At 58.4% G+C, this 14,455-nt stretch carries 12 protein-coding genes; 5 read left to right on the top strand and 7 right to left on the bottom strand.

Annotated features, from left to right (window positions below):
* Nucleotide 1 precedes the first annotated feature (1 nt).
* The 5 genes from wzt to wbdC are packed head-to-tail and all read left to right on the top strand — an operon-like array spanning nucleotide 2 to nucleotide 8,293.
* A complete protein-coding gene (wzt, locus tag QLG03_RS07475; protein ID WP_004203600.1) occupies nucleotides 2-1,297 on the top strand; it encodes an O9 family O-antigen export ABC transporter ATP-binding subunit in 1,296 nt (431 codons plus the stop codon).
* 19 nt (nucleotides 1,298-1,316) lie between these two features.
* Entirely contained in the window at nucleotides 1,317-3,443 is a 2,127-nt protein-coding gene (locus QLG03_RS07470; protein WP_255989148.1) for a methyltransferase domain-containing protein, read from the top strand.
* 10 nt (nucleotides 3,444-3,453) lie between these two features.
* Nucleotides 3,454-5,976 (top strand): polymannosyl GlcNAc-diphospho-ditrans,octacis-undecaprenol 2,3-alpha-mannosylpolymerase WbdA, encoded by a 2,523-nt coding sequence (wbdA, locus tag QLG03_RS07465; protein ID WP_049014735.1) that lies wholly within the window; start codon nucleotides 3,454-3,456, stop codon nucleotides 5,974-5,976.
* A 46-nt stretch (nucleotides 5,977-6,022) separates the two neighbouring features.
* Nucleotides 6,023-7,168: a glycosyltransferase family 1 protein gene (locus QLG03_RS07460; protein ID WP_147733340.1), complete on the top strand. Its 1,146-nt coding sequence runs from the start codon at nucleotides 6,023-6,025 to the stop codon at nucleotides 7,166-7,168.
* 9 nt (nucleotides 7,169-7,177) lie between these two features.
* A complete protein-coding gene (gene wbdC / locus QLG03_RS07455) occupies nucleotides 7,178-8,293 on the top strand; it encodes an N-acetyl-alpha-D-glucosaminyl-diphospho-ditrans,octacis-undecaprenol 3-alpha-mannosyltransferase WbdC (protein WP_147733339.1) in 1,116 nt (371 codons plus the stop codon).
* 38 nt (nucleotides 8,294-8,331) lie between these two features.
* On the opposite strand, the gene hisIE is transcribed toward wbdC, so the two are convergent.
* The 7 genes from hisIE to hisD are packed head-to-tail and all read right to left on the bottom strand — an operon-like array spanning nucleotide 8,332 to nucleotide 14,433.
* On the bottom strand, nucleotides 8,332-8,928 hold the full coding sequence (gene hisIE, locus QLG03_RS07450) for a bifunctional phosphoribosyl-AMP cyclohydrolase/phosphoribosyl-ATP diphosphatase HisIE (RefSeq protein ID WP_023290360.1): 597 nt from the start codon (nucleotides 8,926-8,928) through the stop codon (nucleotides 8,332-8,334).
* Nucleotides 8,922-9,698: an imidazole glycerol phosphate synthase subunit HisF gene (gene hisF, locus QLG03_RS07445; RefSeq protein ID WP_110237420.1), complete on the bottom strand. Its 777-nt coding sequence runs from the start codon at nucleotides 9,696-9,698 to the stop codon at nucleotides 8,922-8,924. Before hisF ends, hisIE begins: the two co-directional genes overlap by 7 nt.
* The gene (gene hisA, locus QLG03_RS07440) at nucleotides 9,680-10,417 is read right to left on the bottom strand and encodes a 1-(5-phosphoribosyl)-5-[(5-phosphoribosylamino)methylideneamino]imidazole-4-carboxamide isomerase (RefSeq protein ID WP_032453443.1); all 738 of its coding nucleotides are present in this window, start codon (nucleotides 10,415-10,417) and stop codon (nucleotides 9,680-9,682) included. The genes hisF and hisA overlap by 19 nt, the downstream gene beginning before the upstream one ends.
* Nucleotides 10,417-11,007, bottom strand: coding sequence for an imidazole glycerol phosphate synthase subunit HisH (gene hisH / locus QLG03_RS07435; RefSeq protein WP_002912227.1), 591 nt, complete (start codon nucleotides 11,005-11,007; stop codon nucleotides 10,417-10,419). Before hisH ends, hisA begins: the two co-directional genes overlap by 1 nt.
* Nucleotides 11,007-12,074 (bottom strand): bifunctional histidinol-phosphatase/imidazoleglycerol-phosphate dehydratase HisB, encoded by a 1,068-nt coding sequence (hisB, locus tag QLG03_RS07430; protein ID WP_017899706.1) that lies wholly within the window; start codon nucleotides 12,072-12,074, stop codon nucleotides 11,007-11,009. Before hisB ends, hisH begins: the two co-directional genes overlap by 1 nt.
* Nucleotides 12,071-13,132: a histidinol-phosphate transaminase gene (gene hisC / locus QLG03_RS07425; protein ID WP_102006444.1), complete on the bottom strand. Its 1,062-nt coding sequence runs from the start codon at nucleotides 13,130-13,132 to the stop codon at nucleotides 12,071-12,073. The genes hisB and hisC overlap by 4 nt, the downstream gene beginning before the upstream one ends.
* A complete protein-coding gene (gene hisD, locus QLG03_RS07420; RefSeq protein WP_255989156.1) occupies nucleotides 13,129-14,433 on the bottom strand; it encodes a histidinol dehydrogenase in 1,305 nt (434 codons plus the stop codon). Before hisD ends, hisC begins: the two co-directional genes overlap by 4 nt.
* Nucleotides 14,434-14,455: the final 22 nt, after the last annotated feature.

Below are 14,455 nucleotides of genomic sequence, written 5' to 3'. Positions count from 1 at the left end.
CATGAGTATCAAAGTTCAGCACGTCGGCAAGGCGTATAAATATTACCCATCCAAATGGAACCGGGTCATCGAGAAACTGCTGCCGGGCGATAAGCCGCGGCACAGCAAAAAATGGGTGTTAAAAGACATCAATTTCAGCATTGAACCCGGTGAAGCAGTTGGTATTGTCGGGGTGAACGGCGCAGGTAAAAGTACGTTGCTGAAGCTGCTGACCGGCACCACCCAGCCCACCAAAGGCAGCATTGAGATCCAGGGGCGCGTCGCCGCGCTGCTGGAGCTGGGCATGGGGTTCCATCCCGACTTTACCGGCCGGCAGAACGTGTATATGTCCGGGCTGATGATGGGCCTGAGCCGGGAAGAGATCGAGCGCTTAATGCCGGAGATCGAAGCCTTTGCGGATATCGGCGACTACATTGAAGAGCCGGTGCGCATCTATTCCAGCGGCATGCAAATGCGCCTGGCGTTCGCCGTGGCCACCGCTTCTCGCCCGGATATTCTGATCGTCGATGAAGCGCTCTCCGTTGGCGACTCCCGCTTTCAGGCGAAGTGCTACGCCCGCATTGCGGACTTCAAAAAGCAGGGCACCACGCTGCTGCTGGTTTCCCACAGCGCCGGGGATATCGTCAAACACTGCGACCGCGCCATCTTCCTCAAAAATGGTGACATTTGCATGGACGGCACCGCCCGTGATGTGACCAACCGTTACCTGGATGAGCTGTTTGGCAAACCTGATAAAGACAGCGCCAAGAAAAGCGAAACTGCTACCTCGTCAGCCAGTGGCGAAAGCCAGATGTCGCTCGATGAGATTGAAGATGTGTACCACACGCGACCAGGCTACCGTCCGGAAGAGTACCGCTGGGGGCAGGGTGGCGCGAAAATCATCGATTACCATATTCAGAGCGCCGGGGTTGATTTTCCGCCCTCGCTGACGGGCAATCAGCAGACCGATTTTCTGATGAAGGTCGTGTTTGAATACGATTTTGATTGCGTGGTGCCAGGCATCCTGATTAAGACCCTCGATGGCTTATTCCTCTACGGAACCAACTCTTTCCTCGCCTCAGAAGGGCGCGAGAATATTTCGGTTTCCCGCGGCGATGTTCGGGTGTTTAAATTTAGCCTTCCGGTGGATTTAAACAGTGGCGATTACCTGCTGTCATTTGGTATCTCTGCCGGCAACCCGCAGACGGATATGACGCCGCTGGACAGACGTTACGACTCCATTATTTTACATGTGACCAAGAGCATGGATTTTTGGGGTGTCATCGATCTTAAGTCGTCCTTTACTAGCTACCAATGACGTTGAGAAAAACGATTCCATGACTAAAAACTTAAACACGCTGGTTAGCGAATTACCTGAGATTTATCAAACTATTTTTGGCCATCCCGAGTGGGATGGCGACGCCGCTCGCGATTGTAATCAACGTCTCGATTTGATTACCGAACAGTACGATAACTTATCCCGCGCGCTGGGCCGCCCGCTTAAAGTTCTCGATCTGGGCTGCGCTCAGGGCTTTTTCAGCCTGAGCCTGGCAAGCAAAGGCGCGACTATCGTTGGTATCGATTTCCAGCAGGAAAATATTAACGTGTGCCGCGCGCTGGCCGAAGAAAACCCCGACTTTGCCGCCGAATTCCGGGTAGGCAGAATTGAAGAGGTGATCGCCGCGCTGGAAGAGGGCGAGTTTGATCTGGCCATTGGCTTAAGCGTGTTTCACCATATTGTTCATCTTCATGGTATCGATGAAGTTAAACGTCTGCTCTCGCGCCTGGCGGATGTCACCCAGGCGGTGATCCTTGAGCTGGCGGTGAAAGAAGAACCGCTCTACTGGGGCGTTTCTCAGCCGGACGATCCGCGCGAACTGATTGAGCAGTGCGCGTTTTATCGCCTGATTGGCGAGTTTGATACCCATTTATCCCCCGTTCCGCGCCCGATGTACCTGGTCAGTAACCACCGGGTGCTGCTCAACGATTTTAATCAGCCGTTCCAGCACTGGCAAAATCAGCCCTATGCCGGGGCCGGCCTGGCGCATAAGCGCAGCCGTCGCTACTTCTTTGGCGAAGATTATGTGTGCAAGTTTTTCTATTACGACATGCCCCACGGCATCCTGACGGCGGAAGAGAGCCAGCGTAATAAACATGAACTGCATAATGAAATAAAGTTCCTGGCGCAACCGCCAGCGGGCTTTGACGCGCCGGCATTACTGGCCCACGGCGAAAACGCCCAGTCTGGCTGGCTGGTGATGGAAAAGCTCCCGGGTAGCTTGCTGAGCGATATGCTGGCGGCCGGGGAAGAGATCGATCGTGAAAAAATCCTTGGCACCTTGCTCCGTTCCTTAGCGGCGCTGGAGAAGCAAGGGTTCTGGCATGACGATGTGCGCCCATGGAACGTGATGGTCGATGCCCGGCAGCATGCCCGTTTAATCGACTTCGGCTCTATCGTCACCACCCCACAGGACTGCAGCTGGCCGACAAACCTTGTCCAGTCGTTTTTCGTGTTTGTGAACGAGCTGTTTGCCGAAAACAAAAACATAAACGGTTTCTGGCGCTCGGCGCCCGTGCATCCGTTCAACCTGCCGCAGCCGTGGTCAAACTGGCTGTATGCGGTCTGGCAGGAGCCGGTTGACAGCTGGAACTTTGCCCTGCTGTTAGCGCTGTTCGACAAAAAAGCGAAACTGCCTTCAGCTGAACAGCAGCGTGGGGCGACGGAGCAGTGGATCATCGCTCAGGAGACGGTGCTGCTGGAGCTCCAGTCCCGGGTGCGCAATGAAAGCGCCGGCTCGGAGGCGATGCGTGGGGAAATCCATGCCCTGGAGCAACAGATCGTTCAGCTGCAGGCGGCACAGGATGCGTTAGTCGAGAAAGCGCAACAGCCAGTGGAAGTCAGCCATGAGCTGAGCTGGCTGACTGAGAATATGGCGCAGTTGACCGCGCTGCTGGAGTCGGCACAAGCGCACGCCCAGGCTGACACTCAGCCCGAGCTGCCGCCGGAAACCGCTGAGCTCCTCCAGCGACTGGAAGCCGCTAACCGGGAGATTCACCATTTACATAACGAAAACCAGCAGCTTCGCCAGGAAATTGAAAAAATCCATCGCAGCCGTTCCTGGAGAATGACCAAGGGTTATCGTTATCTGGGACTGCAGATCCATTTGCTGAGGCAGTATGGTTTCGTGCAGCGTTGTAAACATTTTATTAAACGCGTCCTGCGGTTTGTTTTCTCGTTTATGAGAAAACATCCGAAGGTAAAACATACCGCGGTAAATGGGTTACATAAGCTGGGCCTTTATCAGCCGGCCTACCGTTTGTATCGTCGTATGAATCCGCTACCGCACAGCCAGTATCAGGCTGATGCGCAAATTTTATCGCAGACTGAGCTGCAAGTGATGCATCCGGAGCTTTTACCTCCGGAGGTTTATGAAATTTATCTCAAACTAACGAAAAATAAATAAGGAGATTAACTTGCATATTTTGATTGATGTCCAGGGTTACCAGTCGGAAAGTAAATTCCGCGGTATCGGTCGCAGTACCCTGGCCATGAGCCGCGCCATTATTGAAAATGCCGGCGAGCATCGCGTCAGTATTCTGATCAATGGTATGTATCCCATTGACAATATTAATGATGTAAAAATGGCCTATCGGGACCTGCTGGCGGACGAGGATATGTTCATCTTCTCCGCCGTTGCGCCAACGGCCTATTGCAATATTGATAACCACGGCCGTAGCAAAGCCGCCCAGGCGGCCCGCGATATCGCTATCGCCAATATCGCGCCTGATATTGTCTATGTTATTAGCTTCTTCGAAGGCCATGGGGATAGTTATACCGTGTCCATTCCGGCGGACAATGTGCCGTGGAAGACAGTGTGCGTATGCCACGATCTGATCCCGCTGTTAAATAAAGAGCGTTATCTCGGCGATCCGAATTTCCGCGAGTTTTATATGAACAAGCTGGCGGAGTTTGAGCGGGCGGACGCGATCTTCGCTATTTCGCAGTCGGCGGCCCAGGAAGTGATCGAATATACCGACATCGCCAGCGATCGAGTGCTGAACATCTCCTCGGCGGTGGGGGAAGAGTTTGCGGTTATCGACTATTCCGCCGAGCGTATTCAGTCTTTAAAAGACAAATACAGCCTGCCCGATGAGTTTATTCTGACGCTGGCGATGATCGAGCCGCGGAAAAACATCGAAGCGCTTATTCACGCCTACAGCATGCTGCCTGCCGAATTGCAGCAGCGCTATCCGATGGTGCTGGCGTATAAGGTGCACCCGGAGGATCTGGAGCGGATTCTGCGTCTGGCGGAAAGCTATGGCCTGTCACGCAGCCAGCTTATCTTTACCGGCTTCCTGACCGACGACGATCTGATTGCTCTGTACAACCTGTGCAAACTGTTTGTGTTCCCGTCGCTGCATGAAGGTTTCGGCCTGCCGCCGCTGGAAGCGATGCGCTGCGGGGCGGCGACCTTAGGTTCAAACATTACCAGCCTGCCGGAAGTCATTGGCTGGGAAGATGCCATGTTCAATCCGCATGACGTGCAGGATATTCGCCGGGTGATGGAGAAGGCGCTGACCGATGAGGCGTTTTACCGTGAGCTGAAGGCGCATGCTCTGACGCAGTCGGCCAAATTCTCCTGGGCCAACACCGCCCATCTGGCGATCGATGGTTTCACTCGCCTGCTGCAGTCGTCCAAAGAGGCGCATGCCGGGCAGGTGGAAGGCGTGACCGCCTCGCGCATTCAGACGATGCAGAAAATTGATGCGCTGAGCGAAGTCGACCGTCTGGGTCTGGCGTGGGCGGTTGCGCGCAACGGCTTTAAGCGCCATACCCGCAAGCTGCTGGTGGATATTTCGGTTCTGGCGAAGCATGACGCGAAGACCGGGATCCAGCGCGTCTCGCGCAGTATTCTTAGCGAATTACTGAAATCCGGCGTGCCGGGTTATGAGGTTTCCGCCGTCTACTACACCCCAGGCGAGTGTTATCGCTACGCCAACCAATATCTGTCCAGTAACTTCCCGGGCGAATATGGTGCCGACGAGCCGGTGCTGTTCAGCAAAGATGATATTCTGATCGCCACCGATCTGACCGCGCATCTCTTCCCGGAGGTGGTGACGCAAATTGACAGCATGCGCGCCGCCGGGGCGTTCGCCTGCTTCGTGGTGCATGATATTTTGCCATTACGTCGCCCGGAGTGGAGTATCGAAGGCATTCAGCGTGAATTCCCGATCTGGCTGTCCTGCCTCGCAGAGCATGCCGACCGGCTGATCTGCGTCTCTGCCAGCGTCGCCGAGGATGTGAAAGCGTGGATTGCGGAAAATAGCCATTGGGTGAAACCGAATCCGCTGCTGACCGTCAGCAACTTCCATCTGGGCGCCGACCTCGATGCCAGTGTACCGTCCACTGGTATGCCGGACAATGCACAGGCGCTGTTAGCCACGATGGCCGCAGCCCCGTCATTTATCATGGTTGGCACCATGGAGCCGCGCAAAGGCCACGCCCAGACGCTGGCCGCCTTCGAGGAGCTGTGGCGCGAGGGCAAAGAGTACAACTTGTTTATCGTCGGCAAACAGGGCTGGAACGTTGACAGCTTGTGCGAAAAATTACGCCATCATCCGCAGCTGAACAAAAAGCTGTTCTGGCTGCAGAATATCAGCGACGAGTTTTTGGCCGAGCTATATGCTCGTTCACGCGCGCTGATCTTTGCCTCGCAGGGGGAGGGCTTTGGCCTGCCGTTGATTGAAGCGGCGCAGAAAAAGCTGCCGGTGATTATCCGCGATATCCCGGTGTTTAAAGAGATTGCTCAGGAACATGCCTGGTATTTCTCCGGGGAAGCGCCGGCCGACATCGCGAAGGCCGTCGAAGACTGGTTAGCCCTGTATGAGCAAAACGCGCATCCTCGCTCCGAAAATATCAACTGGTTAACCTGGAAGCAGAGCGCGGAATTTCTCCTGAAAAACCTGCCGATTATCGCGCCAGCCGCGAAGCAATAATCGCTATCAACAGGGCCGCCCCGGTGGCCCTTGTGATGAGTTCGTTATGAAAATTATTTTTGCTACTGAGCCAATTAAATACCCATTAACGGGCATCGGTCGGTATTCCCTGGAGCTGGTTAAGCGGCTGGCGGTCGCTCGCGAAATCGAAGAGCTGAAGCTGTTTCACGGCGCGTCGTTTATCGATCAGATCCCCCAGGTTGAGAATAAAAGCGATACCAAAGCCAGCAATCATGGTCGTCTGTCGGCGTTTCTGCGCCGCCAGCCGCTGCTGATTGAGGCGTATCGTCTGCTGCATCCGCGGCGCCAGGCATGGGCATTGCGCGACTATAAAGATTACATCTTCCATGGTCCCAATTTTTATCTGCCGCATCGACTGGAACGCGCCGTGACCACGTTTCATGACATCTCTATATTTACCTGCCCGGAATATCATCCAAAAGATCGGGTTCGCTATATGGAGAAGTCCCTGCACGAGAGCCTCGATTCGGCGAAGTTGATCCTGACCGTCTCTGACTTCTCGCGCAGTGAAATCATCCGCCTGTTCAACTATCCGGCGGATCGGATCGTCACCACCAAGCTGGCCTGCAGCAGCGACTATATTCCGCGCAGCCCGGCGGAGTGCCTGCCGGTCCTGCAGAAATATCAGCTGGCGTGGCAGGGCTACGCGTTGTATATCGGCACCATGGAGCCGCGTAAGAATATCCGCGGTCTGCTGCAGGCCTATCAGCTGCTGCCGATGGAGACCCGCATGCGCTACCCGCTGATCCTCAGCGGTTATCGCGGCTGGGAAGACGATGTGCTGTGGCAGTTAGTCGAGCGCGGTACGCGGGAAGGGTGGATCCGTTACCTGGGTTATGTCCCGGATGAAGACCTGCCTTATCTGTACGCCGCGGCCAGAACCTTTGTTTATCCCTCCTTCTATGAGGGATTCGGTTTACCTATTCTTGAAGCGATGTCTTGCGGTGTGCCGGTAGTATGTTCCAATGTCACTTCTTTGCCTGAGGTGGTTGGCGATGCCGGCCTCGTTGCCGATCCTAATGATGTAGACGCGATTAGCGCGCATATTTTGCAGAGCCTGCAGGATGATAGCTGGCGGGAAATCGCCACCGCGCGCGGTCTTGCCCAGGCGAAACAGTTTTCGTGGGAGAACTGTACGACCCAGACCATTAACGCCTATAAATTACTCTAAGGGTGTCAGTTGAGAGTTCTACACGTCTATAAGACCTACTATCCCGATACCTACGGCGGTATTGAGCAGGTCATTTATCAGCTCAGTCAGGGCTGCGCCCGCCGGGGAATCGCAGCCGATGTATTTACTTTTAGCCCGGACAAAGAGACAGGACCTGTCGCCTACGAAGACCATCGGGTCATTTATAATAAGCAGCTTTTTGAAATTGCCTCCACGCCGTTTTCGCTGAGAGCGTTAAAGCGTTTTAAGCAGATTAAAGATGATTACGACATCATCAACTACCATTTTCCGTTTCCATTCATGGATATGTTGCATCTCTCGGCGCGGCCTGACGCCAGAACTGTGGTGACCTATCACTCTGATATTGTGAAACAAAAACGGTTGATGAAGCTGTACCAGCCGCTGCAGGAGCGATTCCTCGCCAGCGTAGACTGCATTGTCGCCTCGTCGCCCAACTACGTGGCCTCCAGCCAGACCCTGAAAAAATATCAGGATAAAACCGTGGTGATCCCGTTTGGTCTGGAACAGCACGACGTGCAGCACGATCCGCAGCGGGTGGCGCACTGGCTGGAAACCGTCGGCGATAACTTCTTCCTTTTCGTCGGCGCTTTCCGCTACTACAAAGGGCTGCACATTCTGCTGGATGCCGCCGAGCGTAGCCGGCTGCCGGTGGTGATTGTCGGGGGCGGGCCGCTGGAGGCGGAAGTGCGTCGTGAAGCGCAGCAGCGCGGGCTGAGCAATGTGGTATTTACCGGCATGCTCAACGACGAAGATAAATACATTCTCTTCCAGCTCTGCCGTGGCGTGGTCTTCCCCTCGCATCTGCGCTCCGAGGCGTTTGGCATTACGTTACTGGAAGGCGCGCGCTTCGCCAGGCCGCTGATCTCCTGCGAGATCGGCACCGGGACCTCGTTCATTAACCAGGACAAAGTGAATGGCTGCGTGATCCCGCCGAATGACAGCCAGGCGCTGGTGGAGGCGATGAATGAGCTCTGGCATAACGATGAAACCGCCAGCCGCTATGGCGAAAACTCGCGTCGTCGTTTTGAAGAGATGTTTACTGCCGACCATATGATTGACGCTTACGTCAATCTCTACACTACGCTGCTGGAAAGCAAATCCTGAGGCCAGCTACCCCCGCCGTTGCGGCGGGGGTCAACGCGTTAGTGCCGACTTTTCAGATTATCAATCACTTCCCCGAGATCCAGCCCCTGGTCCTGCAGCAGCACCAGCAGGTGATACATCAGGTCCGACGCCTCATTCTTCAGCTCGAAGCGGTCGTTCACCGTGGCGGCCAGCGCGGTCTCCACGCCTTCTTCCCCCACTTTCTGCGCAATACGTTTGGTGCCGCTGGCGTACAGCTTCGCCGTGTAGGAGCTCTCCGGGTCGGCGTGCTTACGCTCGGCCAGCAGCTGCTCCAGCTGATAGAGGAACAGCCACTGGTGGCCGGCGTCGCCGAAACAGCTGGTGGTGCCTTTGTGGCAGGTCGGCCCGATCGGATTCACCAGCACCAGCAGCGTATCGTTGTCGCAGTCCGGCGTGATGCTCACTACGTTGAGGACATGGCCCGAGGTTTCACCCTTGGTCCACAGCCGCTGTTTGGTGCGTGAGTAAAAGGTGACCTTGCCGGTGGCTTCGGTTTTCTCCAGCGCCTCCTTGTTCATGTAGCCCAGCATCAGCACTTCGCCGGATACGGCGTGCTGTACGATGGCCGGCATCATGCCGTCCGTTTTTTCCCAGTCCAGCTGTTCAGTCAACATACCCTTATCTCCACGCCCTGTGCCGCCAGGTACGCTTTCAGTTCGCCAATATTAATAATCTGTTTGTGGAATACCGAGGCCGCCAGCGCGCCGTCAACGTTGGCGTCGCGGAAGGCTTCAAGGAAGTGTTCCATGGTGCCCGCGCCGCCGGAGGCGATCAGCGGCACATGGCACACTGCGCGAACCTTCGCCAGCTGCTGCAGATCGTAGCCGTTGCGCACCCCGTCCTGGTTCATCATATTGAGGACGATCTCGCCCGCGCCGCGCTTCTGCACTTCCTCCACCCAGTCGAGGGTTTCCCACTGCGTCACCCGGGTGCGGCTCTCGTCGCCGGTGTACTGATTGACGTGATACTTGCCGGTCTCTGCATCAAACCAGGTATCAATCCCCACCACAATGCACTGCACGCCAAAGCGGTCGGCAAGGCGGCTGATCAGCGTCGGGTCGGCGAGGGCAGGGGAGTTAATCGAGATCTTATCGGCGCCGAAGGAGAGGATCTGCGCCGCGTCTTCCAGCGACTTGATCCCGCCCGCCACGCAGAAAGGAATATCGATCACTTCCGCCACCCGCGACACCCAGCTCTTGTCGACCACCCGGCCGTCGCTGGAGGCGGTGATATCATAGAACACCAGCTCGTCGGCGCCTTCGTCGGCATAGCGCTTGGCCAGCGGGACGATGTCGCCGATGATCTCGTGATTACGGAACTGCACGCCTTTCACTACCTGGCCGTCGCGGACGTCGAGGCAGGGGATTATCCGTTTTGCCAGCATTGAATGGCCTCCGTTACGTTGAATTTACCTTCCAGCAGCGCGCGACCGACAATCACGCCGCGCACTCCGGTGCCGCGCAGGGCGGCAATATCATTGAGATCGCCGATGCCGCCGGATGACTGAAACGCCACCTGCGGGTAGCGGGCGCAGACTTCCTCATACAGCGAGACGTTGGAGCCCGCCAGCGTGCCGTCACGGGAGATATCGGTGCACAGCACATGCTGCAGGCCGACCGGCAGATAGCTCTCCACCAGCTCCTCCAGGGTCACGCCGGAGTTTTCCTGCCAGCCGCTGACCGCCACCTGCTTATTGCCGTCGGCGTCGATACGCACGTCGAGCGCCAGCACCAGTCGTTCAGGGCCAAAGCGTTTAAACCAGCCTTTCACTTCCTCCGGGGATTTCACCGCGGTGGAGCCGACCACCACGCGGGCGACGCCGGCGTCAAGCAGGGCCGCGACATCCGCCTCGGTCCGCACGCCGCCGCCGACCTGCACCGGGACGTCAACGCCGGCGACCAGCGATTTCAGCAGCGGGATCTGGCGCTTCGCCGGATCCTTCGCCCCGGTCAGGTCGACCAGGTGCAGGACTTCCGCCCCCTGAGCGGCATAGGACTGCAGACGCGGCAGCGGATCGCTGCCATAGTCGCGCTGCTGGCCGTAATCGCCCTGGTGGAGACGAACGACGGTGCCGTCGATTAAATCTAACGCAGGAATAATCATCACATCTCCAGGAAGTTTTTCAGCAGCTGCGCCCCGGCGCTCCCGGAGCGCTCCGGGTGGAACTGCACGCCAAAGAAGTTATCTTTCTGCACCGCGGCGGTAAACGCCTCGCCGTAATTGCACTGGGCGATGGTGTAAGGATTGACCGGCATGGCGTAGCTGTGGACGAAGTAGAAATACGCGCCTTCTTCAATGCCGCGGAACAGACGATCGCCCGCTTTGGCATACACCCGGTTCCAGCCCATGTGCGGCAGCGGCAGGCCGTGGTCGGTCATCTTCGGCACCTCTTCCTCGATAATGCCCAGCAGATCGACGCCGTTGTTCTCTTCGCTGCGCTTGCCGAGCAGCTGCATGCCCAGGCAGATACCCAGCACCGGCTGGGTACAGGCTTTGATCAGGTCGATCAGCTCGCGGTCGCGCAGCTGATCCATCGCCGCCTGGGCGGTGCCGACGCCGGGAAGAAACAGTTTATCGGCACGCAATACCACCTCCGGATCGCGGCTGACCACCGGCTCATAGCCGTGGCGGCCAATCGCCGATTTCACCGAATTGAGGTTGGCGCACCCGGTATCAAGGATCACCACATTCATTACAGCACCCCTTTGGAAGACGGCAGGGCATCGCCCTGGACGCGGATCGCCTGGCGCAGCGTACGGCCAAAGGCTTTGAACAGGCTCTCCACGCGGTGGTGATCGTTCTTGCCCTTGGTTTTCAGGTGCAGCGTCACCGCCATGGTGTAAGAGAGCGAGCGGAAGAAGTGTTCCACCATCTCGGTGCTCAGATCGCCGACGCGCTGATAGGTGAAGTCCGCCTTATACTCCAGGTGCGGACGGCCGGAGATATCCAGCGCGCAGCGGGCGAGACACTCGTCCATCGGCAGCACGAAGCCGAAGCGGTTGATGCCGCGCTTGTCGCCGAGCGCCAGCTTCAGGGCTTCGCCGAGGGCCAGGCCGGTATCTTCCACCGTGTGGTGATCGTCGATGTACAGATCGCCGCCGACGTTGACCTCCATGCGGAAGCCGCCATGGGTGGCGATTTGGTCGAGCATATGGTCAAAAAAGCCGACGCCGGTGTGGATCTTGCTGCCGCCTTCGCGGTCCAGCCACACTTTCACATCCACCTGGGTCTCTTTGGTGATGCGCTCGACGTGGGCATAGCGGTCGCGGCGGGTCAGCTGCTCGCAGATGGTCGGCCAGTTCAGGGTCTCGCGGTCATAGCGCAGACCGATAATCCCCATGTTATCCGCCAGCTCAAGGTCGGTGGCCCGGTCGCCAATCACGTAGCTGTGGGCTTTATCCAGCACGCCTTCTTCCAGCCACGGCAGTACCAGCTGGGTTTTCGGCTTGCGGCAGGCGCAGTTGTCGCCCGGGAAGTGCGGACAAATCAGCACTTCCTCAAAGTTAACGCCCTGCGAGGCGAAGATCTGCATCATCAGGTTGTGTGGGCCATCAAACGCCTCCTGCGGCAGGCTGTCGGTACCCAGACCGTCCTGGTTGGTGATCATCACCAGCTTATAGCCTTCCTGCTGCAGCTTCAGCAGCGCCGGGATCACCTGCGGCTCGAACGCCAGCTTGTCGAAACGGTCCACCTGGAAATCCACCGGCGGTTCGGAAATCAGGGTGCCGTCACGGTCAATAAAGAGATACTTCTGGGTCATACTTTCTCCGCAGTCAAGGCGTCAATCACGCGCTGGCTCTCGGCACGGGTACCGATAGTGATACGCAAACAGCCGCTCAATGAAGGTTGTTTATTCTGGTCACGTAAGATAATGCCCTGATCCCACAAAGATTTAAACACTGCGCTGGAGGCGGTTATCCGCGCCAGGACGTAGTTGGTCTCGGAATCGAAGACCTGCTCCACGCAGGCGATGCCGCGCAGCTGTTCCACCAGGTAGCGGCGCTCGTCGAGGATCTGCGCCACGCGCTGACGCATCGCGGCGATCCCTTCCGCGCTCAGCGCCTGGGCGGCGATATCGGCCACCGGCGTGGAGAGCGGGTACGGCGCGATCACTTTCAGCAGCACGTTAATCACCTCGGCGTTGGCGAGGGTGAAGCCGCAGCGCAGGCCGGCGAGGGCAAAGGCTTTGGACAGCGTGCGCAGCACCACCAGGTGCGGGTAGTCGCTGAGCCAGCCGGCGAGCGTCGCCTGCGGACAGAATTCAATATAGGCTTCGTCGGCCACCACGATGGCTTTGCCGCGGGTCATCTCCAGCAGGTCGCGCATCGACTGCGGGTCGATAATCTGCCCGGTCGGGTTGTTCGGGCTGCAGACAAACACCACTTTCACGCCGTCCAGCTGCGCCTCGATACCCGGCAGGTCGAGCTGCCAGTCGGCCAGCGTCGGCACGGTGCGGCATTCGACGCCGATGGTCTCGGCGCTGACGCTGTACATGCCGTAGGTGGGCGGGCAGTAGAGCACCGCGTCTTCGCCTGGCTCGCAGAAGGCGCGGATCAGCAGCTCAATGCCTTCGTCGGCGCCGCGGCTGACCAGCACCTGCTCCGGTTTAACCCCGGCGTAGCGGGCGTAGTTCTCAATCACCGCCTTCGGCTGCGGCTCCGGGTAGCGGTTCAGCGTCTGCTCGGTCAGCTGGAAGGCCACGGCGGTGGGGAATTCGTTAGCGTTCAGCCAGACGTCGCCTTTCCCGCCCAGGCGGCGAGCGGATTGATACGGGGTCAGCGCGCGGACGTTGGCGCGGGCTAAATCTTCAATGCTCATGCTTGCTCCTTCAGGGCGGCAACGCGCAGCGTTACGGCGTTTTTGTGGGCGTCAAGGCGCTCGGCGGCGGCCAGAATCTCAATCGTCGAAGCGAGGGCGGCAAAGCCGTCGCGCGACAGCTCCTGCACGGTCATCCGCTTCTGGAAGTCGGCCAGGCCGAGGCTCGAACAGGTGGCGGTATAGCCATAGGTCGGCAGGACGTGGTTGGTGCCCGAGGCGTAGTCGCCCGCGGATTCCGGCGACCAGTCGCCAAGGAAAACTGAACCGGCGCTGGTGATGCTGTCCACCATCTCGCGGGCCTGACGGGTCTGAATGATCAGGTGTTCCGGACCATACTGGTTGGAGATAGCCACGCACTGCGCCAGGTCGCGGGCCACGATGATCCGGCTGGCGGAGAGCGCTGCGCGGGCGGTTTCGGCGCGCGGCAGGGCGGCCAGCTGGCGCTCCACGGCCTCGGCGACGCGGCTGCCCACCCCGGCGTCCGGGGTCAGGAGGATCACCTGCGAGTCCGGGCCGTGTTCCGCCTGGGACAGCAGGTCAGAGGCGACAAAGTCCGGGTTGGCGCCGCTGTCGGCGATCACCAGCACTTCCGACGGGCCGGCCGGCATGTCGATGGCCGCGCCGTCCAGACGCTGGCTGACCTGGCGTTTGGCTTCCGTGACGTAAGCGTTACCCGGGCCAAAGATTTTATCCACCTTCGGCACCGACTCGGTACCGAGGGCGAGGGCGGCGATGGCCTGCGCGCCGCCGACGTTAAAGATGGTTTTCACGCCGCACAGCTGCGCGGCGTAGAGGATCTCATCGGCGATCGGCGGCGGCGAGCAGAGCACCACCTGCTGACAGCCGGCGATGCGCGCCGGCGTCGCCAGCATCAGTACGGTGGAGAACAGCGGCGCCGAGCCGCCCGGAATATACAGCCCGACGGAGGCGATAGGGCGGGTCACCTGCTGGCAGCGCACCCCCGGCAGCGTTTCGACATCCACCGCCTGCAGCTGTTGCGCGTTGTGGAAGGTCTCGATGTTTTGCACCGCCACCGCCATCGCCTGCTTCAGCTCGTCGCTGAGGCGCTCGCCGGCGGCGGCGATCTCCGCCTCGCTCACCTGCAGCGCGGCGACGGTGGTTTTATCAAACTTCGCGCTGTATTCGCGCAGCGCCGCGTCGCCGTTGGCTTTGACGTTATCGAGGATCTCCGCCACCGTTTTACTGATGCTGTCGGAGGCGGAAATCGCCGGGCGCGTTAAGAGTTGTTGCTGTTGGTCTGCGCTACAGCCGTTCCAGTCGATGATTGTGTTGAAGCTCATGATTGTTTTCCCCTGTGTGTCC

Origin of the sequence: Klebsiella sp. V115_8 (genome assembly GCF_029967715.1) — a bacterium.
Classification (GTDB): domain Bacteria; phylum Pseudomonadota; class Gammaproteobacteria; order Enterobacterales; family Enterobacteriaceae; genus Klebsiella; species Klebsiella quasipneumoniae.
The sequence above is the reverse complement of the archived record's forward strand: the minus strand, read 5'-3'. Positions and strand labels throughout refer to the sequence as shown.

What these genes read in the sequence shown, in the direction of transcription:
- hisIE (WP_023290360.1), bottom strand. Translation starts at nt 8,928, where the DNA reads ATGTTGACTGAACAGCTGGACTGGGAAAAAACGGACGGCATGATGCCG.
- hisD (WP_255989156.1), bottom strand. Translation starts at nt 14,433, where the DNA reads ATGAGCTTCAACACAATCATCGACTGGAACGGCTGTAGCGCAGACCAA.
- hisH (WP_002912227.1), bottom strand. Translation starts at nt 11,007, where the DNA reads ATGAATGTGGTGATCCTTGATACCGGGTGCGCCAACCTCAATTCGGTG.
- wzt (WP_004203600.1), top strand. Translation starts at nt 2, where the DNA reads ATGAGTATCAAAGTTCAGCACGTCGGCAAGGCGTATAAATATTACCCA.
- hisA (WP_032453443.1), bottom strand. Translation starts at nt 10,417, where the DNA reads ATGATTATTCCTGCGTTAGATTTAATCGACGGCACCGTCGTTCGTCTC.
- QLG03_RS07470 (WP_255989148.1), top strand. Translation starts at nt 1,317, where the DNA reads ATGACTAAAAACTTAAACACGCTGGTTAGCGAATTACCTGAGATTTAT.
- hisF (WP_110237420.1), bottom strand. Translation starts at nt 9,698, where the DNA reads ATGCTGGCAAAACGGATAATCCCCTGCCTCGACGTCCGCGACGGCCAG.
- hisC (WP_102006444.1), bottom strand. Translation starts at nt 13,132, where the DNA reads ATGAGCATTGAAGATTTAGCCCGCGCCAACGTCCGCGCGCTGACCCCG.
- hisB (WP_017899706.1), bottom strand. Translation starts at nt 12,074, where the DNA reads ATGACCCAGAAGTATCTCTTTATTGACCGTGACGGCACCCTGATTTCC.
- QLG03_RS07460 (WP_147733340.1), top strand. Translation starts at nt 6,023, where the DNA reads ATGAAAATTATTTTTGCTACTGAGCCAATTAAATACCCATTAACGGGC.